The organism is Streptomyces sp. NPDC029151 (assembly GCF_055564315.1).
Genome location: NZ_JBVHWQ010000006.1, coordinates 532,524 through 556,692, shown reverse-complemented (window position 1 = coordinate 556,692; position 24,169 = coordinate 532,524). Strand labels below are relative to the sequence as shown.

At 73.9% G+C, this 24,169-nt stretch carries 21 protein-coding genes; 19 read left to right on the top strand and 2 right to left on the bottom strand.

The features are described 5' to 3' along the window. Positions 1-163: 163 nt before the first annotated feature. Positions 164-547 carry a pyridoxamine 5'-phosphate oxidase family protein gene (locus tag ACZ4VF_RS24925; protein ID WP_467928619.1) on the bottom strand — a complete coding sequence of 128 codons (384 nt, stop codon included), beginning with the start codon at positions 545-547 and terminating at the stop codon, positions 164-166. 114 nt (positions 548-661) lie between these two features. Between ACZ4VF_RS24925 and clpB the strand changes: the two genes are divergently transcribed. Together clpB and ACZ4VF_RS24915 are read left to right on the top strand one after the other, a co-directional pair. After that, positions 662-3,259: an ATP-dependent chaperone ClpB gene (gene clpB / locus ACZ4VF_RS24920; protein ID WP_467928618.1), complete on the top strand. Its 2,598-nt coding sequence runs from the start codon at positions 662-664 to the stop codon at positions 3,257-3,259. A 245-nt stretch (positions 3,260-3,504) separates the two neighbouring features. Beyond that, a complete protein-coding gene (locus ACZ4VF_RS24915) occupies positions 3,505-4,035 on the top strand; it encodes a type III secretion system chaperone family protein (RefSeq protein ID WP_356151698.1) in 531 nt (176 codons plus the stop codon). Between the two features lie 75 nt (positions 4,036-4,110). Here the strand turns inward: ACZ4VF_RS24915 and ACZ4VF_RS24910 are convergent, their stop codons facing one another. Further along, positions 4,111-5,295, bottom strand: a complete 1,185-nt coding sequence (locus ACZ4VF_RS24910; RefSeq protein WP_467928617.1) for a pyridoxal phosphate-dependent aminotransferase — start codon at positions 5,293-5,295, stop codon at positions 4,111-4,113. Positions 5,296-6,145: 850 nt separating this feature from the next. On the opposite strand from ACZ4VF_RS24910, the gene ACZ4VF_RS24905 reads away from it, so the two are divergent. The 17 genes from ACZ4VF_RS24905 to ACZ4VF_RS24825 all read left to right on the top strand — a co-directional run bounded on the left by ACZ4VF_RS24905 (position 6,146) and on the right by ACZ4VF_RS24825 (position 24,163). Further along, positions 6,146-6,679, top strand: a complete 534-nt coding sequence (locus ACZ4VF_RS24905) for a DUF2617 family protein (protein WP_467928615.1) — start codon at positions 6,146-6,148, stop codon at positions 6,677-6,679. Between the two features lie 79 nt (positions 6,680-6,758). After that, the gene (locus ACZ4VF_RS24900; protein ID WP_467928614.1) at positions 6,759-8,393 is read left to right on the top strand and encodes a polyamine aminopropyltransferase; all 1,635 of its coding nucleotides are present in this window, start codon (positions 6,759-6,761) and stop codon (positions 8,391-8,393) included. A 140-nt stretch (positions 8,394-8,533) separates the two neighbouring features. Further along, a complete protein-coding gene (locus ACZ4VF_RS24895) occupies positions 8,534-9,337 on the top strand; it encodes an SRPBCC family protein (RefSeq protein WP_467928613.1) in 804 nt (267 codons plus the stop codon). Positions 9,338-9,407: 70 nt separating this feature from the next. Next, the gene (locus ACZ4VF_RS24890; RefSeq protein WP_467928612.1) at positions 9,408-10,196 is read left to right on the top strand and encodes an aldose epimerase family protein; all 789 of its coding nucleotides are present in this window, start codon (positions 9,408-9,410) and stop codon (positions 10,194-10,196) included. 10 nt (positions 10,197-10,206) lie between these two features. Then, positions 10,207-10,755, top strand: coding sequence for an orotate phosphoribosyltransferase (gene pyrE, locus ACZ4VF_RS24885; protein ID WP_189981938.1), 549 nt, complete (start codon positions 10,207-10,209; stop codon positions 10,753-10,755). Between the two features lie 146 nt (positions 10,756-10,901). Continuing rightward, positions 10,902-11,924 carry a class II fructose-bisphosphate aldolase gene (gene fbaA / locus ACZ4VF_RS24880; RefSeq protein WP_467928610.1) on the top strand — a complete coding sequence of 341 codons (1,023 nt, stop codon included), beginning with the start codon at positions 10,902-10,904 and terminating at the stop codon, positions 11,922-11,924. 66 nt (positions 11,925-11,990) lie between these two features. After that, a complete protein-coding gene (locus ACZ4VF_RS24875; RefSeq protein WP_467928609.1) occupies positions 11,991-13,445 on the top strand; it encodes an MFS transporter in 1,455 nt (484 codons plus the stop codon). Between the two features lie 219 nt (positions 13,446-13,664). Then, positions 13,665-14,078 (top strand): DUF3151 domain-containing protein, encoded by a 414-nt coding sequence (locus ACZ4VF_RS24870; protein ID WP_467928607.1) that lies wholly within the window; start codon positions 13,665-13,667, stop codon positions 14,076-14,078. Positions 14,079-14,228: 150 nt separating this feature from the next. Beyond that, a complete protein-coding gene (locus ACZ4VF_RS24865; protein WP_467928606.1) occupies positions 14,229-15,077 on the top strand; it encodes a tryptophan 2,3-dioxygenase family protein in 849 nt (282 codons plus the stop codon). Continuing rightward, the gene (kynU, locus tag ACZ4VF_RS24860) at positions 15,070-16,281 is read left to right on the top strand and encodes a kynureninase (RefSeq protein ID WP_467928605.1); all 1,212 of its coding nucleotides are present in this window, start codon (positions 15,070-15,072) and stop codon (positions 16,279-16,281) included. The genes ACZ4VF_RS24865 and kynU overlap by 8 nt, the downstream gene beginning before the upstream one ends. Positions 16,282-16,491: 210 nt before the next feature. Then, on the top strand, positions 16,492-17,397 hold the full coding sequence (locus ACZ4VF_RS24855; protein WP_467928603.1) for an alpha/beta hydrolase: 906 nt from the start codon (positions 16,492-16,494) through the stop codon (positions 17,395-17,397). Positions 17,398-17,585: 188 nt separating this feature from the next. Beyond that, a complete protein-coding gene (locus ACZ4VF_RS24850; RefSeq protein WP_467928602.1) occupies positions 17,586-18,665 on the top strand; it encodes an alpha/beta hydrolase in 1,080 nt (359 codons plus the stop codon). After that, positions 18,658-19,926 (top strand): acyltransferase family protein, encoded by a 1,269-nt coding sequence (locus ACZ4VF_RS24845; RefSeq protein ID WP_467928600.1) that lies wholly within the window; start codon positions 18,658-18,660, stop codon positions 19,924-19,926. The genes ACZ4VF_RS24850 and ACZ4VF_RS24845 overlap by 8 nt, the downstream gene beginning before the upstream one ends. Positions 19,927-20,059: 133 nt before the next feature. After that, positions 20,060-21,361: a sensor histidine kinase gene (locus tag ACZ4VF_RS24840; protein WP_467928599.1), complete on the top strand. Its 1,302-nt coding sequence runs from the start codon at positions 20,060-20,062 to the stop codon at positions 21,359-21,361. Continuing rightward, positions 21,358-22,038 (top strand): response regulator, encoded by a 681-nt coding sequence (locus ACZ4VF_RS24835; RefSeq protein WP_467928598.1) that lies wholly within the window; start codon positions 21,358-21,360, stop codon positions 22,036-22,038. The genes ACZ4VF_RS24840 and ACZ4VF_RS24835 overlap by 4 nt, the downstream gene beginning before the upstream one ends. 95 nt (positions 22,039-22,133) lie before the next feature. Next, the gene (locus ACZ4VF_RS24830) at positions 22,134-23,501 is read left to right on the top strand and encodes a sensor histidine kinase (RefSeq protein WP_467928596.1); all 1,368 of its coding nucleotides are present in this window, start codon (positions 22,134-22,136) and stop codon (positions 23,499-23,501) included. Beyond that, positions 23,498-24,163: a response regulator gene (locus tag ACZ4VF_RS24825; RefSeq protein WP_467928595.1), complete on the top strand. Its 666-nt coding sequence runs from the start codon at positions 23,498-23,500 to the stop codon at positions 24,161-24,163. Before ACZ4VF_RS24830 ends, ACZ4VF_RS24825 begins: the two co-directional genes overlap by 4 nt. Positions 24,164-24,169 lie beyond the last annotated feature (6 nt).

The following is a 24,169-nucleotide window of genomic DNA, read 5'->3' as shown; positions in this document are numbered from 1 at the left end:
TTGCCTACCTTGCCCCCCCGTTCGCAAAGGATCCCTCAATCCCTCCCCCCCCCCTCCCCCCCCCCCCCCCCCCCCCCCGTCCCCCCCGCTGCAGTTTCCGGGGATATTTCAGGATCCGGGCGTCCTTCCGCCGGCCTTCGCGGTGGCTGGAATTCGCCGGTGGTCAGCCGTGCCCCAGCGCCCGCTCCACCTCGATCTCGATGACCACCCGGGCCGGGTTCGGCGACGGCGTCCGTTCGTACCGGTCGGCGTACCGCCGCACCGCCTCCGCGACCCGCTCCGGCTCGGTCCGCACCCGCGCCCGCCCCTCCAGCGTGGCCCAGCGCCGGCCGTCCACCTGGCACACCGCCACCCGGGCGCCCTCGGGCCCGGCCGCGCGTACGTGCCGCACCTTCGCGCTCGTCCCGTTGGTGATCACCCGGGCCAGCCCCGCCTCGGCGTCGTAGGTCACCCCCACCGGCACGACGTGCGGGCTGCCGTCGGGGCGGAGCGTCGTCAGGGTGCACAGGTGTCGTTCGCGCCAGAAGGCGAGGTACGGCTCGTCCATGGGCGCAACCTAGACCCGAAGTCTCATCCCCATCACCTTGAGTTGAATAGACTCAAGTTTGCGTATGCTGGTTAAGTCAGCAGTGGACAGTGGTCGAGGAGGAGAACGGACACCGTGGACGCCGAGCTGACCAACAGGAGCCGGGACGCGATCAATGCGGCCGGTAACCGTGCCGTGACCGAGGGGCACCCGGACCTCACCCCCGCCCACCTGCTGCTGGCCCTGCTCCAGGGGCAGGACAACGAGAACATCACCGACCTGCTCGCGGCCGTCGACGCCGACCAGGCCGCCGTACGCGCGGGCGCCGAGAAGGTCCTGGCCTCGCTGCCGAGCGTGACCGGGTCGACCGTCGCACCGCCGCAGCCCAACCGCGAGCTGCTGGCCGTGATCGCCGACGCGGGCGAGCGCGCCAGGGAACTGGGCGACGAGTACCTGTCGACCGAGCACCTGCTGATCGGCATCGCCGCCAAGGGCGGTGCCGCCGGTGAGCTGCTCACCCGGCAGGGCGCCGAGGCCAAGAAGCTGCTGGAGGCCTTCAGGAAGGCCAGGGGAGGACGCCGCGTGACCACCGCCGATCCGGAGGGCCAGTACAAGGCCCTGGAGAAGTTCGGCACCGACTTCACCGCCGCCGCCCGCGAGGGCCGGCTCGACCCGGTCATCGGGCGGGACCAGGAGATCCGGCGGGTCGTGCAGGTGCTGAGCCGCCGCACCAAGAACAACCCCGTCCTCATCGGTGAGCCGGGCGTCGGCAAGACCGCCGTGGTCGAGGGCCTCGCGCAGCGGATCGTGAAGGGGGACGTGCCCGAGTCGCTCAAGGACAAGCGGCTCGTCGCGCTCGACCTCGGCGCGATGGTGGCCGGCGCCAAGTACCGCGGCGAGTTCGAGGAGCGGCTGAAGGCCGTCCTCGCCGAGATCAAGGACTCCGACGGGCAGATCATCACCTTCATCGACGAGCTGCACACCGTGGTCGGTGCCGGCGCCGGCGGGGACTCGGCCATGGACGCGGGCAACATGCTCAAGCCCATGCTCGCCCGCGGTGAGCTGCGCATGGTGGGCGCCACCACGCTGGACGAGTACCGGGAGCGGATCGAGAAGGACCCGGCCCTGGAGCGGCGCTTCCAGCAGGTGCTGGTCGCCGAGCCGACCGTCGAGGACACCATCGCCATCCTGCGCGGGCTCAAGGGGCGCTACGAGGCCCACCACAAGGTGCAGATCGCGGACAGCGCGCTGGTGGCCGCCGCCACCCTGTCCGACCGGTACATCACCTCCCGCTTCCTGCCGGACAAGGCCATCGACCTCGTGGACGAGTCCGCCTCCCGGCTGCGGATGGAGATCGACTCCTCGCCCGTGGAGATCGACGAACTCCAGCGCTCCGTCGACCGGCTGAAGATGGAGGAGCTGGCGATCGGCAAGGAGACCGACCCGGCCTCCCTCGCCCGCCTGGAGAAGCTGCGCCGCGACCTCGCCGACAAGGAGGAGGAGCTGCGGGGCCTCACCGCCCGCTGGGAGAAGGAGAAGCAGTCCCTCAACCGGGTCGGTGAGCTGAAGGAGAGGCTGGACGACCTGCGCGGGCAGGCCGAACGCGCCCAGCGGGACGGCGACTTCGACACCGCGGCCAAGCTGCTGTACGGCGAGATCCCGCAGCTGGAGAAGGAGCTGGAGGCCGCCTCGGCCGCCGAGGAGGAGGCCGCCAAGGACACCATGGTCAAGGAGGAGGTCGGCGCCGACGACATCGCCGACGTCGTCGCCGCCTGGACCGGCATCCCCGCCGGGCGGCTGATGGAGGGCGAGACGCAGAAGCTGCTGCGGATGGAGGAGGAGATCGGCCGGCGGCTCATCGGGCAGAGCGGGGCCGTACGGGCGGTCAGTGACGCCGTACGGCGGTCGCGGGCCGGGATCGCCGACCCCGACCGGCCCACCGGCACCTTCCTCTTCCTCGGTCCGACCGGTGTCGGCAAGACCGAACTCGCCAAGGCGCTCGCGGACTTCCTCTTCGACGACGAGCGGGCCATGGTCCGCATCGACATGTCGGAGTACGGCGAGAAGCACAGCGTGGCCCGGCTGGTCGGCGCGCCCCCCGGCTACATCGGGTACGAGGAGGGCGGCCAGCTGACCGAGGCGGTGCGCCGGCGCCCGTACAGCGTGATCCTGCTGGACGAGGTGGAGAAGGCCCACCCGGAGGTCTTCGACATCCTGCTCCAGGTGCTGGACGACGGCCGCCTGACCGACGGTCAGGGCCGTACCGTCGACTTCCGCAACACCATCCTGGTGCTCACCTCCAACCTGGGCAGCCAGTACCTGGTCGACCCGATCACCAGCGAGGCGGAGAAGAAGGAGCAGGTACTGGAGGTGGTCCGGGCCTCCTTCAAGCCGGAGTTCCTCAACCGGCTGGACGACCTGGTCGTCTTCTCGGCACTGACCAAGCCGGAGCTGGAGCGGATCGCCCGGCTGCAGATCGACCGGCTGGGCAAGCGGCTGGCCGAGCGGCAGCTCAGGCTGGACGTCAGCCCCGAGGCGCTGGCCTGGCTCGCGGAGGAGGGCCTGGACCCGGCCTACGGCGCCCGGCCGCTGCGCCGCCTGGTGCAGAGCGCCATCGGCGACCGGCTCGCCAAGGAGATCCTCGCCGGCGAGGTCAAGGACGGCGACACGGTCCGCGTCGACCGCTTCGGCGACGGCCTGCTGGTGGGCCCGGCCACGGGGAAGACGCTGTGACGCCCGCGCCGTGACACCCGAGAGCCGTACGAGGGCCCGTCGCGGGCCCTCGTACGCGTCCTCCGGGCCCTCGTACGGCGGCGTCCCCCGGGCCCTGGTCGCTCCCGTCGCTCCCGCCACCCCCTCCCCGTCCGCCCGGACGCCGGAATCATGTCCGCCGACGGCGGACAGGCGGGCGTCGGGGCTTGCCTCCCCCCTCCCCGCATGGGGGAGGATGGCGGCATCCGCATGAAGGGAAAAACACGGTGAGCATCGACCCGTCCTCGATTCCGAATTTCGGGGGCCAGCCCGAACCGCAGCCCCAAGGACCGGCGGGCCCCGTCCTCCCGGATCAGGACCTGGTGAAGCAGCTTCTCGACCAGATGGAGCTGAAGTACGTCGTCGACGAGGAGGGTGACCTCGCCGCGCCGTGGGAGCAGTTCCGCACGTACTTCATGTTCCGTGGCGAGGACGAGCAGGCGATCTTCTCGGTGCGGACCTTCTACGACCGCCCGCACAAGATCGACGAGCGGCTCCAGCTGCTGGAGTCCATCGACGAGTGGAACCGCCGCACCCTGTGGCCCAAGGTGTACACCCACACCCACGACGACGGCACCGTCCGTCTGATCGGCGAGGCCCAGATGCTGATCGGCACGGGCGTCGACATCAACCACTTCGTCTCCTCCACGGTCAGCTGGGTGCGGGCCGCGATCGAGTTCGACAAGTGGCTGGTCGAGCAGCTCGGCCTGGAGCAGGAGGTCAACGACTCCGAGACGCCCGAGGACGACGGGGAGTAACCGGCGACGGCCGGTCCGGGGGCGTCCGCTCCCGGACCCGGTCCGGTGCGTCCCCCCGCGCCACGGCCACCGCGCTCACATCGCGCGCAGCCGCTCCGCCGCCTCGCGGAGCACTTCCTCCCGCTTGCAGAAGGCGAACCGCACGAACGGCGCCCCCGCCTCCCGGTCGTCGTAGAACACCGCGTTCGGGATGGCCACCACGCCCGCCCGCTCCGGCAGGGCCCGGCAGAACGCGAAGCCGTCCTTCTCTCCGAGGGGCCGGATGTCGGTGGTGACGAAGTAGGTGCCGGCCGGCCGGAACACCTCGAAACCCGCCGCCGTGAGCCCCTCCGCCAGGATGTCCCGGCGGGCCAGCATGCTCCGGCGGAACTCCTCGAAGTAGGAGTCGGGCAGCGCCAGCGCCTCCGCCACCGCGTACTGGAAGGGCCCCGAGGCGACGTACGTCAGGAACTGCTTCACCGAGCGGACCGCGCTCACCAGCTCCGGTGCCGCCGTCACCCAGCCGACCTTCCAGCCGGTGAACGAGAACGTCTTGCCGGCCGACCCGATGCTCACCGTGCGCTCGCGCATCCCGGGGAACGTCGCCAGCGGCACGTGCCGGGCGCCGTCGAAGACCAGGTGCTCGTACACCTCGTCGGTCACCACCAGCAGGTCCCGCTCCACCGCCAGCTCGGCGATCGCGGCCAGCTCCGCGCGCGTGAGGACCGTTCCGGTCGGGTTGTGCGGGGTGTTCAGGAGCAGCAGCCGGGTGCGGCCGGTGACCGCGGCCCGCAGCTCGTCCAGGTCCAGCCGGAAGCTGCCGTCCCGCGGCCTGAGGGTCACCGGCACCCGGGTGCCGCCCGCCATCGCGATGCTCGCCGCGTACGAGTCGTAGTACGGCTCCAGCGCCACCACCTCGTCCCCCGGCTCGACCAGCGCCAGCAGCGCGGCCGCGATCGCCTCGGTGGCGCCCGCCGTGACCAGCACCTCGGTGTCGGGGTCGTAGGACAGGCCGTAGCGGCGCTGCTGGTGCGCGGCGATCGCGGTACGCAGCTCGGGGACGCCGGGGCCGGGCGGGTACTGGTTGCCGCGGCCGTCGCGCAGCGCCCGCACGGCGGCCTCCCGGATCTCCTCCGGGCCGTCGGTGTCGGGGAAGCCCTGGCCCAGGTTGATCGCCCCGGTCGCCACGGCCAGCGCCGACATCTCGGCGAAGATCGTCGTCCCGAACGCGGCGAGCCGGCGGTTGAGGTGAGGACGTGCGCTGGAGGTCATGCCGGTCATCCTGCGCTCAAGCTCTGGAGTTCCTCAACTCTGCTTTGCGGCACACGGCGGCCGGGCATCCCCCGGGCACCGCGCGAGGCGCGGCACCACGCGAGGCGCCCACGGGGGGCCGCTTCGGGGGAACGGAAGGAGGGTGGCGCCATGAGCGACAGTGCGATCGAGGGCATCATCCTGGTGGTGGTCGTGGTGATGTTCGTCCTGGCGGGCGAGGCCCGCAGGAGCCGGAAGGCCCGGCTCTCGCGGGGCAAGTCCGGCCGCGCGCGGAACCGGTCGTACCGCGCGGCGTCCGCGTCGTCCGGGTCGGCCGCGTCGTCGTCCACCGACAGCAGTGCGAGCAGCTGGTGGGTCGGTGGCGGGGACTCCGGCTCGTCGGGGGGCGGGGGGCACCACGGCGGGCACCACGGGGGGCACTCCTGTGGCGGCGGTTCGTCGTGCGGGAGCAGCTCGTCGTGCGGCGGGGGGTCCTCGTGCGGCGGGGGGTCGTCGTGCGGCGGCGGGGGCGGATGCGGGGGAGGCAGCTGACACGGGGCGGCTGAGCTTTCCGGAACAGGGGGGAACCGCATCCGGGCCGCACCCGCCGGGCGCCCGCCGGGCAGACATCCGGCGGGCGCCCGGCGTCGTGAACCCGCGCCCGGCGTACGCCATGGTTGAACAGTTGAACTGTGGAGCCCTCTGAGGGATGGAAACCCCACGAAGTTGGGTAAAAACGCTGTGGCGTCGCCACTGTTCATGATTCCCTCTAAATCGCCAACGCAGCCCCTCGGACGTCCCCAGACTGCCCACCCCGGCCGGGCCGGCAGGGCTGACATGGCCGATCTCCCCCTCATTTGCGTGTTAGCGGAGCCGATCCATGCTCACGACCCTGAACACCACGTACACCGATACGCGCGCTGCCGACCTGGCCTGGGCCCTGGGACGCGAACCGCTGCCCGCCCTGGCCACCCTCGATCTGGAACTCGCCGGCGCGCGACTGCAGTTGCGGCTGCTCGGCGCCTCCCACCAGGTGCTGCTGGAGGAGGAGCGAGGCCGCTGTTCGGAGACGGTCGCGTGCATCCCCGGATCCAGCACCCCGCTGCCGCTGGGCGTCGCCAAGCGGGTCGGTGACTGGGAGTACGAGTTCGCCGCCCGCGTCGAGATCCTCACCCCCGGCTCCTTCGCGGGCCGTGCCCAGGAGCTGCTGGCCCTCGTTTCCGACCATCCGCACGGCCTGGCCGGGGTCTTCCCGGGCAGCCCGCACGCCTTCACCGCGATGCTGGCCCAGCGGCACGAGGGCCAGGTGCACTGGCGCACCTGGCACGCCTACCCGCAGGACGGCCAGCTGGTGGCCACCCGGACCCGGGTCGGCGCGCGGACGGGAGCGGCCCGGCAGTCCGCGGCGACATAAACCCACCATGCGTCGACCGCCTCCAGATCCACACGTGTGGGTGACGAAGCGTGCCGCGTGCGTGACGTAACGTCGCAGCGTGATCGAACCGCAGGCCCCCGCGCCCCCGGGCGCCCCGCCCTCCCGGACAGGCCCCGCACGGCTGCCCGTCCGACCCGGCACCGGGCGGTTCCTGGTCCTCGTGTGCGTCTTCGTCTGCGCCGCCTGCGGACTCGTGTACGAACTCGAACTCGTCGCGTTCGCCTCCTACTTGATCGGCGACTCGGTCACCCAGGCCTCCGTGGTGCTGTCCGTGATGGTGTTCGCGATGGGCATCGGCTCCCTCGGTGCCAAACGGCTGCGCTGGCACGCGGCGGCCGGCTTCGGCGCGGTCGAGTCCGCCCTCGCCCTGGTCGGCGGGTGCAGCGCCATGGCCCTGTACGCCGTCTTCGCCTGGACCGCCGGCTGGGGCGGGATGTGGGCCGACGGACCGCGCTGCCTGCTGGTCGCCTTCTCCCTGGCCATCGGCCTGCTCATCGGTGCCGAGGTCCCGCTGCTCATGGAGCTGATCCAGCGCATCCGCCGGCAGGACGCGGGCGGGGCGGTGGCCGACCTGTTCGCCGCGGACTACGTCGGCGCACTCGTCGGCGGCCTCGCCTTCCCCTTCCTCCTCCTGCCGTTCCTCGGCCAGTTGACGGGCGCCCTGCTGACCGGCACGGTCAACGTCGTCGCGGGCGGCGCCCTGGTCCTCGGCCTCTTCCGCCGCGACCTCACCCGTCGCGCCCGCTGGACCCTCCTCCTCGCCGGCCTCACCGTCCTCGGTGTCCTCGCCTCCGCCGCCGCCCTCGCCGGCGACTTCGAACGCGCGGCCCGGCACGCCGTGTACGGCACGGACGTCCGGGTGGCCGTGCAGACCGACGTCCAGGAGGTGGTCCTCTCCGGCGGGACCGGCACACGCCCCCTCGACCTCTTCCTCGACGGCCGCCTCCGCGTCGGCGGCCGCGACGGGCACCGCTACCACGAGGCCCTGGTCGGGCCCGCCGTGACCGGCCCGCACGCGCGCGTCCTCGTCCTCGGCGGCGGCGACGGCCTCGCCGCCCACGAGGTACTGCGCCACCGGGGGGTGCGCCGCGTGGACGTCGTCGAACTCGACCCCGGCCTGGTGGACCTGGCCCGCCGCGACCCCGGCCTGTCCGCCGCCAACGGGTACGCCCTCGCCGACCCGCGCGTGCACGTCACCGTCGCGGACGCGCTCGCCTGGCTGCGGGGGGCGCGGAGACCGGCGTACGACGTCGTGATCGCCGACCTCCCCGATCCCGGCATCACCGCCAGCACCAAGCTGTACTCCCAGGAGTTCTACGGCCTGGCCCGCCGGGTCCTCACCCGGGACGGCCGTCTCGTGGTGCACGCCGGGCCCGTCACCACCCGCCCCCGCGCCTTCTGGACCGTCGCCGCGACCCTCCGCACCGCCGGCTTCGCCGTCTCCCCCTACCGCGTCCTCGACCACGACTCCGGTTTCGCGGCCGGCCCCGACCGCTCGACGGACGCCTCCCGGGCACCCCGGGACTGGGGGTTCCTGCTGGCGGCTCCGGGGACCACGCCTCCGGACCTGCGGGTGCCCCGCGACCACTCCGGGACGCTGACGCAGGGCCGGCTGACGGCGGACGCGCGGGCGGCGCAGAGGACGCGGGTGGAGGGACTGACGGCGTCGACGTTGGTGCACCCGCGGTACTGAGGGGCGCTGAGGGGGCCGAGGGCTGCCGAGCGGTGCGGGGGGTTCCCGCCCGCTTCACGGTTCGCCGAGTCGACCGGGTCGACCGGGTCGACCGAGTCGACCGGGTGAGTTCCGGCCGCGACTGGGTAGGCTCCCGCACCATGGAGCACCAGGTCTTCCTCCCGGCCCCCGCCGAACAGCTCCGGACCGCTCTGGCCGACCAGGCCCGCGTGGCCCGCGCCGTCCCCGGCCTGCAGCAGGACGCCGGTGCCGAACCCGTCACCGGCCGGCTGAAGCTCCGTGTCGGCGGACACTCCGTCACCTACCGGGGCACGGCACACGTCGCGCCCCGCGAGGACGGCGGGTACGCCGTCGAGGCCGACGCCACCGAGGCCCGTGGCACCGGCTCGGTCAAGCTCGCCCTGACCCTGCGCCTCGCGGACACCGAGGGCGGCTGCACCGTCACGGCCGAGGGCACGGCGGACGCGACCGGCCGCATCACGGAACTGCCGGAGGAGACGGTGACCGCGGCCGCGACGAGGCTGCTGAACCGGTTCCTGGAGGCCCTGGTGACGAACGGCGACGAGCAGCAGACGCCTACCGCCGACGCCGACGCCGAGACCGACGCCGGCCCCGACACGGCCGCCGGGAGCGAGGCCGACGCCGGCAGCGACGCCGGCACCCCCCGCCCCTCCGTCTTCGACACCGAGGTCCCCCCGCCGTCCCTGGACCAGGACTTCACCGACACCGGCGAACCCCCCGCCGAGGCCGCGCACGCGCGCCGCACGATGATCGGCCGCAGCGCCGAGGAGGTCGACCACGCCCCGCCCCGCGGCCGCTACGCCCCCGTCCCGGCCCCGCAGACGGTCGCCGGCGGCACGGCCCTGCGCTGGGCGGCACCGGCGGCGGCGCTGGCGCTGGCCTCCGCGATCGTCGTGGGCCGTGCCCTGCGCAAGCGCCGCTGACGGCCCCCTGACCGCAGCCGCGTCCCCCGGACCCGCCCCCGACCGGCCCCGACCCCAGTACTGTCGTCCCGTGAGTAACGAAGACATCACGCTGACCGCGGGCGAGGCGGAAGTACGCGTCAGCCCGGCAGCCGGCGGCCGTATCAGCAGCCTCAAGGCCGGCTCCCTGGAACTGCTGCGGCAAGGGCCCCGCTACGGCTGTTTCCCGATGGTCCCCTGGTGCGGCCGGATCCGGGAGGGCCGCTTCCTGGACGGCGGAACCGTCCGCCGGATGCCCCTCAACTCCCCGCCGCACGCCATCCACGGCACCGCGCGCGACGGCGCCTGGCGCACCGCGCGCGTCACGGACAACGAGGCGGTGATCACGTACGAGCTGACCGACCCCTGGCCGCACCCCGGCCGCGTCACCCAGGTCGTCGCGCTCGCCGAGGACGCCCTGACGCTGACGATGTCCGTCGAGACGTACGACGACTCCTTCCCGGCCCAGGTGGGCTGGCACCCCTGGTTCCACCGCAACCTCGGCGGCGAGGACGTCCGGCTGGACTTCAAGCCCGCCTGGCAGGAGGAGCGCGGCGCCGACCACCTGCCCACCGGCAACCGGATCGACCCGCGGCCCGGTCCCTGGGACGACTGCTTCGGCATGCCCGGCGGTGTCGGCGTCACCCTCACCTGGCCCGGGCAGCTGGAGCTGAGGGTGACCAGCCGCGAGGAGTGGGTGGTGGTCTACGACGAGCAGGCCGAGGCCGTCTGCGTCGAACCGCAGACCGGCCCGCCGAACGGGCTGAACACCCTCCCGCGCCTGGTCACCCCGCTGGAGCCGCTGGAGGCGACGACCACCTGGAGCTGGCGGCGGCTCTAAGCTGGTCGGCATGACGGACGTACGTGGCGCGCTGCTGCAGCAGATCAAGGACAAGGCCGTGGTGCACGGCAAGGTGACCCTCTCCTCCGGTCTGGAGGCCGACTACTACGTCGACCTGCGCCGCATCACCCTCGACGGCGAGGCCGCCCCGCTGGTCGGCCAGGTCCTGCTGGACCTGACCGCCGACCTGGAGTTCGACGCGGTCGGCGGGCTCACCATGGGCGCCGACCCGGTCGCCGCCGCCATGCTGCACGCCGCCGCCGCGCGCGGGCGCCGGCTGGACGCGTTCGTCGTCCGCAAGGCGGCCAAGGCGCATGGGCTCCAGCGCCGGGTCGAGGGCCCCGACATCGCCGGACGCCGCGTCCTGGTCGTCGAGGACACCTCCACCACCGGCGGCTCCCCGCTGACCGCCGTGGAGGCCGTCCGCGAGGCCGGTGCCGAGGTCGTCGCCGTCGCGACCATCGTGGACCGGGCGACCGGCGCCGCCGAGAAGATCGAGGCCGGCGCGGGCGTCCCGTACCGGTTCGCCTTCTCGAAGGATGAACTGGGTCTGGACTGACGACGCGGTGTGACCTTGGCTTGACCGGGGCACCGACGGGTGCCGTCTCGTCTGGAAAGATGTGCTCGACGACGACGTCGAATCCCCAGCAGGTCTAGGTCAGGGCCGTACGCAGAACCCCTACCCGCAACACAAGGAGCGGACAGATGCCCATCGCAACCCCCGAGGTCTACAACGAGATGCTCGACCGGGCGAAGGCAGGCAAGTTCGCCTACCCGGCCATCAACGTGACCTCGTCGCAGACCCTGAACGCGGCGCTGCGCGGCTTCGCGGAGGCGGAGAGCGACGGCATCGTCCAGATCTCGACCGGCGGTGCCGAGTTCCTCGGCGGCCAGTACAGCAAGGACATGGTGACCGGCGCGGTCGCGCTCGCCGAGTACGCGCACATCATCGCCGAGAAGTACCCGGTCAACATCGCGCTGCACACCGACCACTGCCCGAAGGACAAGCTGGACGGGTACGTGCGTCCGCTGCTGGCGCTGTCCAAGAAGCGCGTCGAGGCCGGTCTCCCCCCGCTGTTCCAGTCCCACATGTGGGACGGCTCGGCGGAGACCCTCGCCGACAACCTGGCGATCGCGCAGGAGCTGCTGGAGCAGGCCCGCGCCGCCAAGATCATCCTCGAGGTGGAGATCACCCCCACCGGCGGCGAGGAGGACGGCGTCACCCACGAGATCAACGACGAGCTGTACACCACCGTCGACGACGCGATCCGCACCGCCGAGGCCCTGGGCCTGGGTGAGAAGGGCCGCTACCTGCTGGCCGCCTCCTTCGGCAACGTGCACGGCGTGTACAAGCCGGGCAACGTCGTCCTCCGCCCGGAGCTGCTGAAGGAGCTGAACGACGGCGTCGCCGCCAAGTTCGGCAAGGCGTCGCCGTTCGACTTCGTCTTCCACGGCGGCTCCGGCTCCACCGAGCAGGAGATCCAGACCGCGCTGGAGAACGGCGTGGTCAAGATGAACCTGGACACCGACACGCAGTACGCGTTCACCCGGCCGGTCGCCGGTCACATGTTCGCGAACTACGACGGCGTCCTGAAGGTCGACGGCGAGGTCGGCAACAAGAAGGCCTACGACCCGCGCACCTGGGGCAAGCTGGCCGAGGCGAGCATGGCCGCGCGCGTCGTCCAGGCCACGCAGAACCTCCGCTCGGCGGGCAACAAGATCAAGTAAGCGCCACGGCGCCGCACCGGGCCCGGCGGCTGTCCAAGCCCCCGGGCCCGCTGTATACCTGGGGGCATGCCCGATGTCCGGCTGGCCTCGCCCCAGGGCAGGTGGATCCTGTTCACCACGGTCCTCGGCTCCGGCATGGCGCTGCTGGACTCCACCGTCGTCAACGTCGCCCTGCCGCGCATCGGCCGCGACCTGGACACGGACCTCGCCGCCCTCCAGTGGACGGTCAACGCGTACATGGTCACGCTGGCCGGCCTCATCCTGCTGGGCGGCTCGCTCGGCGACCGCTACGGCCGGCGCAGGATCTTCCTGGTCGGGGTGGTGTGGTTCGCCACCGCCTCCCTGCTGTGCGGGCTCGCGGTGAACGACGTCATGCTGATCGCCGCCCGGGCGCTGCAGGGCGTCGGCGGCGCCCTGCTCACGCCCGGCTCGCTCGCGCTCATCCAGGCGTCCTTCCACCCCGACGACCGCGGCCGGGCGGTCGGCCTGTGGTCCGGCTTCGGCGGGATCGGCGCCGCCGTCGGCCCCTTCCTCGGCGGCTGGCTGGTGGCCGGTCCCGGCTGGCGCTGGGTGTTCCTGCTGAACGTGCCGCTGGCCCTGCTGTGCGTCCCGGTCGCGCTGCGGCACGTACCGGAGTCGGCGGACGAGCGCGCCCACGGCCGCTTCGACGTCCTCGGCGCGGTCCTCGGCGCCCTGGCCCTCGCCCTCCTGACGTACGCGCTCATCGAGGCCCGTACCGGCTCCCCGGCGGTGGCCCTGACGGCGGCGGCGGGCCTGGCGTCGGCGCTGGCCTTCGTCCGGGTGGAGCGGCACCGCCCCGATCCGATGCTCCCGCCGGACATCTTCGCCTCGCGCCGGTTCACGGCCGTCAACCTGGTCACCCTGTGCGTGTACGCGGCCTTCGGCGGCTTCTTCTTCCTCACCGCCCTGCAGCTCCAGGTGGTGGTGGGCTACTCGCCCCTGGCCGCCGGTACGGCCCTGCTCCCCACCACGGCCCTGATGCTGCTGTTCTCCTCCCGCTCCGGTGCCCTCGCCGACCGCACGGGTCCGCGGCTGCCGCTGACGGCCGGGCCGTTGCTGTGCGCGGCGGCGATGCTGCTGATGCTGCGGGTGGGGGCCGGAGCCGACTACGCGACGGACATCCTCCCCGCCCTGCTGGTGATGGGCGCCGGCATGGTCACGCTGGTGGCGCCCCTGACGGCCACCGTCCTCGCCTCGGTGGACACCGCCCGGGCGGGCCTGGCCAGCGGCATCAACAACGCGGCGGCCCGTGCGGCGGGCCTGGTCGCGGTGGCCGCCCTCCCGCTCGTGGCGGGCATGGGTCCGGAGGCGTACCGGTCGGCCCCGGCGTTCGACGCGGCGTTCGACCGGGCGATGCCGGTCTGCGCGGGGATCCTGCTGCTGGGCTCGGTCCTGGCCTTCACCCTGGTCCGCCGCCCGTCCCCGGACCGCTGCCGACCGCAGTGCCGGACGCACGGCAACGTGACGGCTCCGCCGCTGGAGCCCGACAGGCCGGCATAGCGGGCGGCACCGTGGCCGCGGTCCGTCCCGCTCCCGCGCCGCCGTGGCCGCGGGTCCGTCCCGCCCCCGCGCCGCCGTGGCCGCGGGTCCGTCCCGCTCCCGCGCCGCCGTGGCCGCGGGTGCGGGACGGAGGCTCCGCCGGCCGCACATCGCCCCTGCGCCGCCCCCGCGAGGCGCACCGGGCACGCCCCCGGGGCGCCGGTGCGCGAGACTGAACCCATGACGATTCACGAGAACCTCCTCGGCGGCCCGCCCCCCACCCGCCTCCCCGACGACCCGGAGCCCCGGCAGGCGCTCGCGGACGGCACCGCGCCCGCGGACGTCGCCGCCAAGCACCCCACGTCCTCCCTCGCCTGGGCGCAGCTGGCGGACGACGCGTTCGAGCGGGGCGCGGTCGTGGAGTCGTACGCGTACGCCCGTACGGGGTACCACCGCGGCCTGGACGCCCTGCGTCGCAACGGGTGGAAGGGGCACGGCCCGGTCCCGTGGGAGCACGAGCCGAACCGCGGCTTCCTGCGCGCCCTGCACGCCCTCGCCCGCGCCGCGCAGGCGATCGGGGAGCAGGACGAGTACGAGCGCTGCACGCAGTTCCTGAAGGACTCCTCGCCGGAGGCGGCCCAGACCCTGGGCTGATCCGGAGGGACGTCGGTGTGGCCCGTCTGGCAGCAGGCGGGCCTTGCCGTACCCCGGGGCATTGCGGAGGATTGCGGGGTGGGGACCGGGGCCCCCGTGCCGGCATCGGCAGGGGCGGACCGCTACCCGGAGTAACAACAGGAGACAGCGATGTCCCAACAGGCTCACCCCCTTCCTGAGGCCGCTGAGCCCGAGACCCCGAATCTCGATTTCGCGGGGACGACGCCGTACGAGGACTACGTCAAGGCGGACGTCCTCACCCACCTCCAGCACACCCTCTCCGACGATCCCGGAGAGATGGTCTTCCTGGTGACCACCCAGGTCATGGAGCTGTGGTTCACGGTCATCGTGCACGAGTGGGAGACCGCCGCGCAGGCGCTCCGCTCGGACGACGTGCCCACCGCGATCGCCGCGCTGAAGCGCTCCGTGCGGGAACTGGAGGCCCTGAACGCCTCCTGGAAGCCGCTCGGCCAGCTGACCCCGGCGCAGTTCAACGCGTACCGCGGCGCGCTCGGCGAGGGCTCCGGCTTCCAGTCGGCGATGTACCGGCGCCTTGAGTTCCTGCTCGGCGAGAAGTCCGCGTCCATGCTCGTACCGCACCGCGGCGCCCCGCGCGTCCACGCGGAACTGGAGAAGGCGCTGCACGAGCCGAGCCTGTACGACGAGGTCGTGCGGCTCCTCGCGCGCCGCGGCCACGCCGTCCCCGGCACCGTGCTGCGCCGGGACGTCTCCCAGCGCTACGAGCCGTCGGAGGCCGTGGAGGCCGCCTGGACCGCGGTCTACGCGGGTGACGAGAGCGACGAACTCGCCCGGCTCGGCGAGGCCCTCACCGACGTCGCCGAGCTGGTCTGGCGCTGGCGCAACGACCACCTGGTCGCCACCCGGCGCGCGATGGGCGCCAAGGCCGGCACCGGCGGCTCCGCCGGCGTGGCCTGGCTGGAAAAGCGCGCCCGCAAGAACGTGTTCCCCGAGCTGTGGACGGCGAGGTCCCATGTCTGAGCTGCCCCTGCTCGCGCAGAAGCTGGACGCGTCCGACGAACTGGCCCCCCTGCGCGACCGCTTCGTCCTCGACACCGCGTCGGACGACCCGGCCGGCACCGCGGCCGTCTACCTGGACGGCAACTCCCTGGGCGCCCTCCCCGCGCACGTCCCCGACCGGGTGGCCGACGTCATCCGTCGCCAGTGGGGCGAACTGCGGATCCGCTCCTGGGAGGAGAGCGGCTGGTGGACGGCGCCCGAGCGGATCGGCGACCGGATCGCCCCGCTGGTCGGCGCGGCGCCCGGCCAGGTCGTCGTCGGCGACTCCACCAGTGTCAACGTCTTCAAGGCGCTGGTGGCCGCGATCCGCATGGCGGACGCCGGCCGCGACGAACTCCTGGTGGACGCGACGACCTTCCCCACGGACGGGTACATCGCCGAGTCGGCGGCCCGGCTCACCGGCCGCACCCTGCGCCCGGTGACCCCGGCCGAGGTGCCGGCGGCGCTGGGCGACCGCACGGCCGCCGTACTGCTCAACCACGTCGACTACCGCACCGGGCGGCTGCACGACCTCCCCGGTCTCACCGCGGCGGTCCACGCGGCCGGCGCCCTCGCGGTCTGGGACCTGTGCCACAGCGCGGGCGCCCTGCCGGTCGGCCTGGACGAGCACGGCGTGGACCTCGCGGTCGGCTGCACCTACAAGTACCTGAACGGCGGCCCGGGTTCACCGGCGTACCTGTACGTGCGCCGTGAGCTGCAGGACCGCTTCGACTCCCCGCTGCCCGGCTGGAACTCGCACGCCGAGCCCTTCGGCATGAGCCCGGCCTACACCCCGGCGGCGGGCGCGGTGCGCGGCCGGGTCGGCACGCCGGACATCCTCTCCCTGCTGGCTCTGGACGCCGCCCTCGACGTGTGGGACGGCGTGTCCCTCACCGCCGTACGGGCCAAGTCCCTCGCGCTGACGGACTTCTTCCTGCGGTGCGTGGCCGAGTACACCGAGCCCGGCCGGGTGGAGTGCGTGACACCGGAGCGGCACGCGGAGCGGGGCAGCCAGATCGCGCTGCGCTGCGCGGACGCGGGCGAGGTGATGAAGCGCCTGATCGCCCGGGGCGTGGTGGGCGACTTCCGCCACCCCGACGTCCTCCGCTTCGGCTTCACCCCGCTGTACGTGGGCTTCGGGGACGTGGAGCGGGCGGCTCGGGTGCTGGGGGAGGAGCTGGCCTAGCACCGAGGACGCGGGGCCCCGTGCCGGGCGGTGCGGGGCCCGTGCCCGGGCGGTGCGGGGCCCCGGGCGTCCCGGCCCGTAGAGCCGTTCGGCCCTCACCGTGCGTGACATCCCCGTGTCCCCGCACGTCACCGGCCTGATACCGTCCCGGCCAACGGCCGATTTCCCACCTGGTCCGCCAAACCCGTTTCTTCCCTGAGAGGTTGGAGCATGCCGGACGACGCCGCAGCAGCCCGCGCCGCCGCCGAAGAGGAGTCGGCCTTCTCGCACCCCCCGGTCGACCCCGACGTCACGGCCGCCTACGGTGACCACCCCGACCAGGTGATCGACTTCTACGCCCCCCGCCCCGGCCCGCAGACCACGTCGCCCGCCCCGCTGGTGGTGGTCCTCCACGGCGGCGCCTGGCGCGCCCGCTACGACCGCCGTCACATCACGCCCTTCGCGGACTACCTGGCCCGCAGGGGGTTCGCGGTGGCGAACGTGGAGTACAGACGGGGTGGTGCCGAGGGTGCCGCAGGTGCCACGGCGGCGGGGGAGTCCGGGGGCACGCCGCCGGCCGGTCGCTGGCCCGACACCCTCGACGACGTCGCGGCGGCGCTGGACGCCCTTCCGGCCCTGGCCGGCGAGGTGCTGCCGCAGGCGGATCCCCGTCGTACGGTCCTGGCCGGCCACTCGGCGGGCGGCCACCTGGCCCTGTGGGCGGCGGCCCGCCATGTCCTCCCCGCGGACGCCCCCTGGCGCACGGACGGACCGGCGCCGCTGCGCGGGGTCGTCGCGCTCGCACCGATCGCGGACTTCGAGGTGGCGGAGAAGCTCGAGGTCTGCGGGCACGCGTCGCTGCAACTGCTGGGCGGGCAGGACCGTTTCGCCGAGCGCCGCCCGTACGCGGACCCGGCGCTGCTGCTGCCGACGGGCATCGCGACGACCCTCGTCCAGGGCCGCGCCGACCTGGAGGTGCCGCAGCAGGTGGCCGAGTCGTACGCGGAGGCGGCCGCGAAGGCGGGGGAGATGGTCGGGCTGACCCTGCTGGAGGACGTGGGCCACTTCCCGCTGATCGATCCGGCCGCCGACGCGTGTGCGGTGGTGGCGGAGGAGATCGCCCAACTGGCCTGGTGAGCGGGATGGTCCGGCTGCTGCAGTTCGTCCGGCTCGTGCGGCTCCTCCGGGGCCGGCCCGGTGATACCCGTAATACCTGAGAGCTACCCGCCGGAACAGCTCCCTGGCGGGACGCCGACGAGGGCCCCCGCTGCGTAACTTCCTTCTCCGTCACGCCCGATGGCCGGGCAACGGAAAGGAAGCCGACCATGGGGCACGCCCAGCGAACCGGTACGACCCGACACCGCTCGGCGTCGCTCCCCCCGCGCACCGGTACGACGGCGCGCCGAGCACCGGCGCCCTCTCCCGGACCGCCCCACCCCCGCGCCCGGACCGCCCGGCTGCGCCGGGCGCTCCTCTCCGCCCTCGTCACCGCCGCCATAGTCGTCCCCCTCGCCGGCGCGGCGCTCCCGCGGATCCCCGCCCCGCGCCCCGCGCTCCTCTCCGCCCCCCTCACCCCGTCCACCCTCCCCTCCGCGTACGAGGCGAACCGGAGGAACGCCACCGAGGCCGCCCGGATGGCCGCCGTCCACGGCGACGCGCACCGCGCGGCGGCGGACCGCTCCCTCGCCGCCCCGTCCCGCCACCTCCTCGCCTTCGACGGCCGGGGCATCGGCCAGGCCACCGAGGTCCTCGGCGACCTGACCCACGCCGAGCACGTCGCGGTCCTGGTCCCCGGCTCGGACACCACCCTCGACACCTACGCCCGCTTCCACCGGGCGGCCGCGGCCCTGTACACGCACCTCACCCGCCGCCCCGGCCCCGCCCCGCGCGTCGCCGTCGTCGCCTGGCTCGGCTACGCGACCCCGGCCACGGTGAGCACCACGGTGACCACCACGACCCGCGCCGACGAGGCCGCCCCCCGCCTGCGGGCCCTCGTACGCCGGCTGCGCACCCTGGCCCCCGCCGGAACGCACCTCTCCGTGCTCTGCCACTCCTACGGCTCGGTGGTCTGCGGCCGAGCCGCCCCTGGTCTGGACGCGGACGACATGGCCCTCGTCGGCAGTCCCGGCACCGGCGCGGACTCCGTCGCCGCCCTGCGCACCCGCGCCCGCGTCTGGGCGGCCCGCGGGAGCGACGACTGGGTGGCGGACGTCCCGCACGTCCGTGCCGGCCTCTTCGGCACCACCGTCGGCTTCGGTACCGACCCCGTCTCCACCGCCTTCGGCGCCCGGGTCTTCGACGCGGCCGACGCCGACCACAGCGGCTACTTCGCCCCGGGCTCGGCCTCCTTGGCCAACCTCGCCCGGATCACCCTCGACCGCTCCCGGGAGGTAACCCGTGGCTGAGCCGTCCCTCCGCCGGCGCGCCCCGCACGTCCCCGCCCGTGTCCCGCGCACCGCCGCCGGCACCCACGCCCCGCACCGCGCCCTGCTCGCGCTCCGTCACGCCGTACACCGCGTGGACGCCGCCACCCCCGCCTCCCGGGACCGCGCCGTCGACGCCCTGCGGGCCGTCGCGATCCTCGGTGTCGTCCTCGGCCACTGGCTGGTCACCGCCCTGGTCGCGGAGGACGGCGGACTGCACACGGCGAGCCCGTTGCAGCACATGCCCCGGCTGGCCCCGGTCTCCTGGCTCTTCCAGACCCTGGCCGTGTTCTTCCTGGTCGGCGGCCATGTCGCGGCCCGCGGCCTGGCCACGGCCCGGAGCCGGGGCGAGTCCTACGGCGGATGGCTGGGCGCCCGCCTCACCCGTCTGTTCCGTCCGGTCGCCGCCCTCCTCGCCCTGTGGGCGGTGGCCGGCACGGCCCTGCTGCTCACCGGCACACCCCTGACGACCGTCCACACCCTGTGCAAACTGGCGCTGTCCCCCCTGTGGTTCCTGCTGGTCCTCGCCGCGCTGACGGCCGCCACCCCGCTCGTCGCCCGCCTCAGCCCGCTCTGGCCGCTCGCCGTCGTCCTGCACGTGGACGTGCTCCGTTTCGGCCTGCACCTCGGCCCGTCCTGGCTCGGCTGGACCAATGTGGCCGCCGGCTGGCTGGTCCCCTACACCCTGGGCGCGGCCTGGGCCCGGGGCGAGGTGCGCAGCCGGCGCTCGGCGTGGGCGCTCCTCCTCGGCGGTACGGCGGCCACCGCGGTCCTCGTCGGGTGGGTGGGCTACCCGGCGTCCATGGTCGGCGTCCCCGGCAGCGCGGTCTCCAACCTGAACCCCCCGACCCTGGCGGCCGTCACGTTCGGTCTGGCCCAGTGCGGACTGGCGCTCCTGCTGCGCGACCGGCTGCGGCGCGCGATGGCCCGCCCGCTCGCCTGGGCGGCGGTCGCCCTCGTCAACCTCTCGGCGATGACGATCTTCCTCTGGCACCAGACGGCCATGATGGCCACCACCGCCACGGGTCTCGCGGCCGGCCGCCTGCCCGGCCTGCACACCGCACCCGACTCACCGGCCTGGGTGGCGTACCGCCTGGCCTGGCTCCCGGTGTTCGCCCTGGCGCTGACCCTGTGCCGGGCGGCCTTCCGCCACCACGAGCAGGGTCCGCGCCGACCCCGCGACCGCCCCTCCCCGGTGGTCCACCGCCACCTCCCGCCGACGAAATCCCCTCACCATGCCTAATGTTCACCCTGTGACACCCGCGGACCCGAGCCCCACCTCCACCCCCACCCCCGCTCCCGCCCCTTCTCCCCACCGCGTTCCGGCCGGGACCGGTCACCTCCCGTCCGACGGCGCCGCCTCCGGCCGGGGGCGCGTGCGCAGGTGGCTGGGCGAGGCCCCCGCCCGCCACGCGCCGCCCTTCTCCAAGTACCGCTGGGCCCGCCTGCTCGTCTACCTCCTCATCGGCTGGACGGCCCTCGCCATCGCCCTCGCCGGCGGCGTCGACGTCTCCGAGTCGTACGACCTGGAGTACTCCACCGCCCTCCTCGCCACCTCGCTCCAGGCCGCCGCCATGGTCCTGGCCGTCCGGCGTCCCGTTCCGGCCTGGGCGCTGTCGCTGGCCGCCGCCACCGTCACCGCCCTCCTCGCCCGCCCGCACCTGGAGTCGGTCCCGGCCCCCGGCCCCAACTGGCCGTGGTCGACACCGACACTGCTGGGCCACACGGCCGTGCTGCTGCTGCTCGCCCTGCGGGTCCGCCTCCGCGGCACCCTCACCGTGCTCGCCGTGACCACGGCCGTCACCTTCGTCCTGCGCGCCGGTACGGCCGTGGGGCACTACTCCGGCACCGGCGCGGTCGCCGTGGCCCTGTTCGCCGTCGCCACCGCCGTCGGCGGCACCCTGCGCAGCCGTCAGGAGGCCCGCAGCGAACTGGTCCAGCAGACGACGATCACCGCGGAGGAGCGGGCCCGCCGCACCCTGCTGGAGGAGCGCAACCGGATCGCCCGCGAGCTGCACGACGTGGTCGCCCACCACATGTCGGTGATCTCCATCCAGGCCCAGGTGGCCCCCCATCTCGTCAAGGACCCCTCCGAGGAGCTGCTGGAGAACCTCGCCGGCATCCGCGGCAACGCGCTGGAGGCGCTCACCGAGCTGCGCCGGGTGCTCGGTGTGCTGCGCTCCGAGAACCCCGAGGACCCCTACGGTCTCGGCGCTCCCGGCACCGGCGCCGCCCCGGACGCCCCCCAGCCCACGCTCGCCCGGCTCGACGGGCTGATCGAGAACACCCGCGCGGCCGGGCTGGACGTGACCGCGGAGGTCGTCGGCGAGGTCCGGCCGTACGCTCCGGGGGTGGAGCTGTCGGCGTACCGGATCATCCAGGAGGCGTTGAGCAACGCCCTGCGGCACGCGCCGGGATCCCGGGTGCACGTCGAGGTCGGGCACCTCCCGAAGGGCCTGCGCCTGGTGGTGACCAACTCGGCTCCGCAGCACCCGGTCCCGCCCTCCCCGGGCGCCGGACACGGGCTGCTCGGCATGCGTGAGCGCGCGGCGATGCTCGGCGGCCGTGTCCGCGCGGAGCGCACCCCGGGCGGCGGGTTCAGCGTCACGGCCCACCTCCCCGGGGACACCGCCCCGCACCCGTCCGACCAGCCCCCGACAGGAGAACAGAGCCCATGACGAGCGGTTCCGGCAGCATCCGGGTACTCATCGCCGACGACCAGCAGATGGTGCGGCAGGGTTTCACCGTGCTGCTCGACACCCAGCCGGACATCGAGGTGGTCGGGCAGGCGGTGGACGGCCGGGACGCGATCGCCCGGACCGCCGAACTGGCCCCGGACGTCGTGCTGATGGACATCCGGATGCCCGAGCTGGGCGGCATCGAGGCGACCGGCCGGATCACCGGGGACCACCCCGCCGTCAAGGTGCTGGTGCTGACCACGTTCGACCTGGACGAGTACGTGTACGACGCGCTGCGGGCCGGGGCCTCCGGCTTCCTCCTCAAGGACGCCTCCGCGGACCAGCTGGCCGAGGCGGTGCGGGTGGTGGCCGCGGGCGACGCCCTGCTGGCCCCCGGCATCACCCGCCGGCTCATCGCCGAGTTCTCCCGTCTGGACGGCGGCGGCCGCGGCCCGCTCAAGCGGCGGGTGGCCGGCCTCACCGAGCGGGAGACGGAGGTGCTGGCGCTGATCGCGCAGGGCCTGTCGAACGCGGAGATCGCCGAGCGGCTGGTCGTGGCCGAGCAGACCGTGAAGACCCACGTGGGCCGGATCCTGGTGAAGCTGGGGCTGCGCGACCGCACCCAGGCGGCGGTGTTCGCCTACGAGTCGGGCGTGGTCCGCCCCGGAGGACGCTGACCTGCGCGGCCGAGCCGTAGTACCTGAGAGGGACGTCCCAGGACCCTTCTCCAAGGGGACGACCGCGCCCCCGGTCGGCGCCTACCGTTTCCCACGTGAGCGAAACCACCCAGACGCACCCGACGCCCCCGGACACGCCGGACGGCGCGTTCGAGCCGTACAAGCCGCGCAGCCCCGAGTTCCGCGCGGCGGCGGACGCACTGCGCGGGCTGCGGCAGGACCTGTTCCACCAGGCCTTCGCCTACCGGCCGTTGCCCCGCATGGCGGTGGACGGCCCCCTCACCCGCCACCTCGGCCGGCTGCGGTCCTACGCGGTCTGGACCCCGCACGCGGTGGTGGCGGCCGGCGGAGTCGTGGCGCTGGCCACCGGCGTGGGGGGTGCCGACGCCGGCGTACCGGCGGTGCTGTGCGGGCTGCTCGCCCTGGCCCCGGTGCTGCTGACCCTGGTGCGTCCGGTCGGCGCGTTCTGGCTGTCGCTCGCGGCGACGGCGGCCAGCTCGGTCGTCGGCAGCACCTGGGGCAGCTGGCCCTGGTTGCCGGGCAGCCTCGTCTCCCACCTGCTGGTGCTCACGGTCGTGGCGATCCGCACCCGCCCGCGTACGGCGGCCTGGATGTGGCTGCTGACCGCGCTGTACGGCTTCTGGGCGCAGACCGCCTTCGGCTACGCGCCCTACGAGACCGACACGTCCGCCATGCTGGTGGTGTCCGCGCTGGTCCTGCTGGTCGTCACGGTCCGGCACATACGCCGGCAGGCCGATGAGGAGGTGACCGCCCAGCAGACGGTGACCGAGCACGAGCGTTCGCGGCGCACGCTCCTGGAGGAGCGCACCACGATCGCCCGTGAGCTGCACGACGTGGTCGCCCACCACATGTCGGTGGTCGCCATCCAGGCGGAGGCCGCGCCCTACCGCGTGGAGAACCCGCCGCCGGAGCTGGAGAAGGCGTTCGCCACCATCCGGGAGAACGCGGTGGCGGCGCTGACCGAGCTGCGCCGGGTCCTCGGCGTGGTCCGCGCGGAGAACTACGAGGCCCCGGACGCCCCGCAGCCCACCCTCGCCGACCTGGACGGCCTGCTCGCCAACGTGCGCGAGGCCGGACTGCCGGTGGAGAAGGCGGTGACCGGCGCGGTGCGCGAGCTGCCGCAGGGGGTGGAGCTGTCGGCGTACCGGATCGTGCAGGAGGCGCTGAGCAACACCCTGCGCCACGCGCCCGGCGCGAGCGCCCGCGTGGAGATCGGCTACGTCCTCGGCGGCCTCGGTGTCCGCATCGTCAACGGCCCGCCCCCGGCTCCGGGCCTGCTGAAGCCCTCTCCCGGCGCCGGACACGGCATCACCGGCATGCGGGAGCGCGTCTCGATGCTGAACGGCGAGATGACGGCGGCCCCCACGGCCGAGGGAGGGTACGAGGTGACGGTGTTCCTGCCGGTGACGGCGGCGACCGCTGCGATCGAGGGCGGGGCATGACGATCCGCGTACTGATCGCGGACGACCAGATGATGGTCCGCGAGGGATTCTCGGTGCTGCTGAACGCGATGCCGGGCATCGAGGTCGTCGGCGAGGCGGTCAACGGCCGGGAGGCGGTGGACCGGGTCCGGGAACTCGCCCCGGACGTGGTCCTGATGGACATCCGCATGCCCGAGCTGAACGGCATCGAGGCGACCCGGGAGATCGTCGCCGCGGACGAGACGGCGAAGGTGCTGGTGCTGACCACGTTCGACCTGGACGAGTACGTGTACCAGGCGCTGCGCGCGGGAGCCTCCGGCTTCCTGCTGAAGGACGCCTCGGCGCGCCAGCTGGCCGACGGCGTACGGGTGGTGGCGGCGGGCGAGGCCCTCCTCGCCCCCTCGGTCACCCGGCGCCTGATCACGGAGTTCTCCCGCCTGGCGGACACCCCCCGCCTGATGCCGGCGGCCCAGGCGGCCTACGGGGAGCTGACGGAACGCGAGACGGAGGTGCTGATCCTGATAGCCCAGGGCCTGTCGAACGCCGAGATAGCCGGCCGCCTGGTGGTGGCGGAGTCGACGATCAAGACCCATGTGAGCCGCGTCCTGGTGAAACTGGGCCTGCGCGACCGCACCCAGGCGGCGGTGTTCGCGTACGAGGCCCGCCTGGTGACGCCGAGCTGAGCGGCC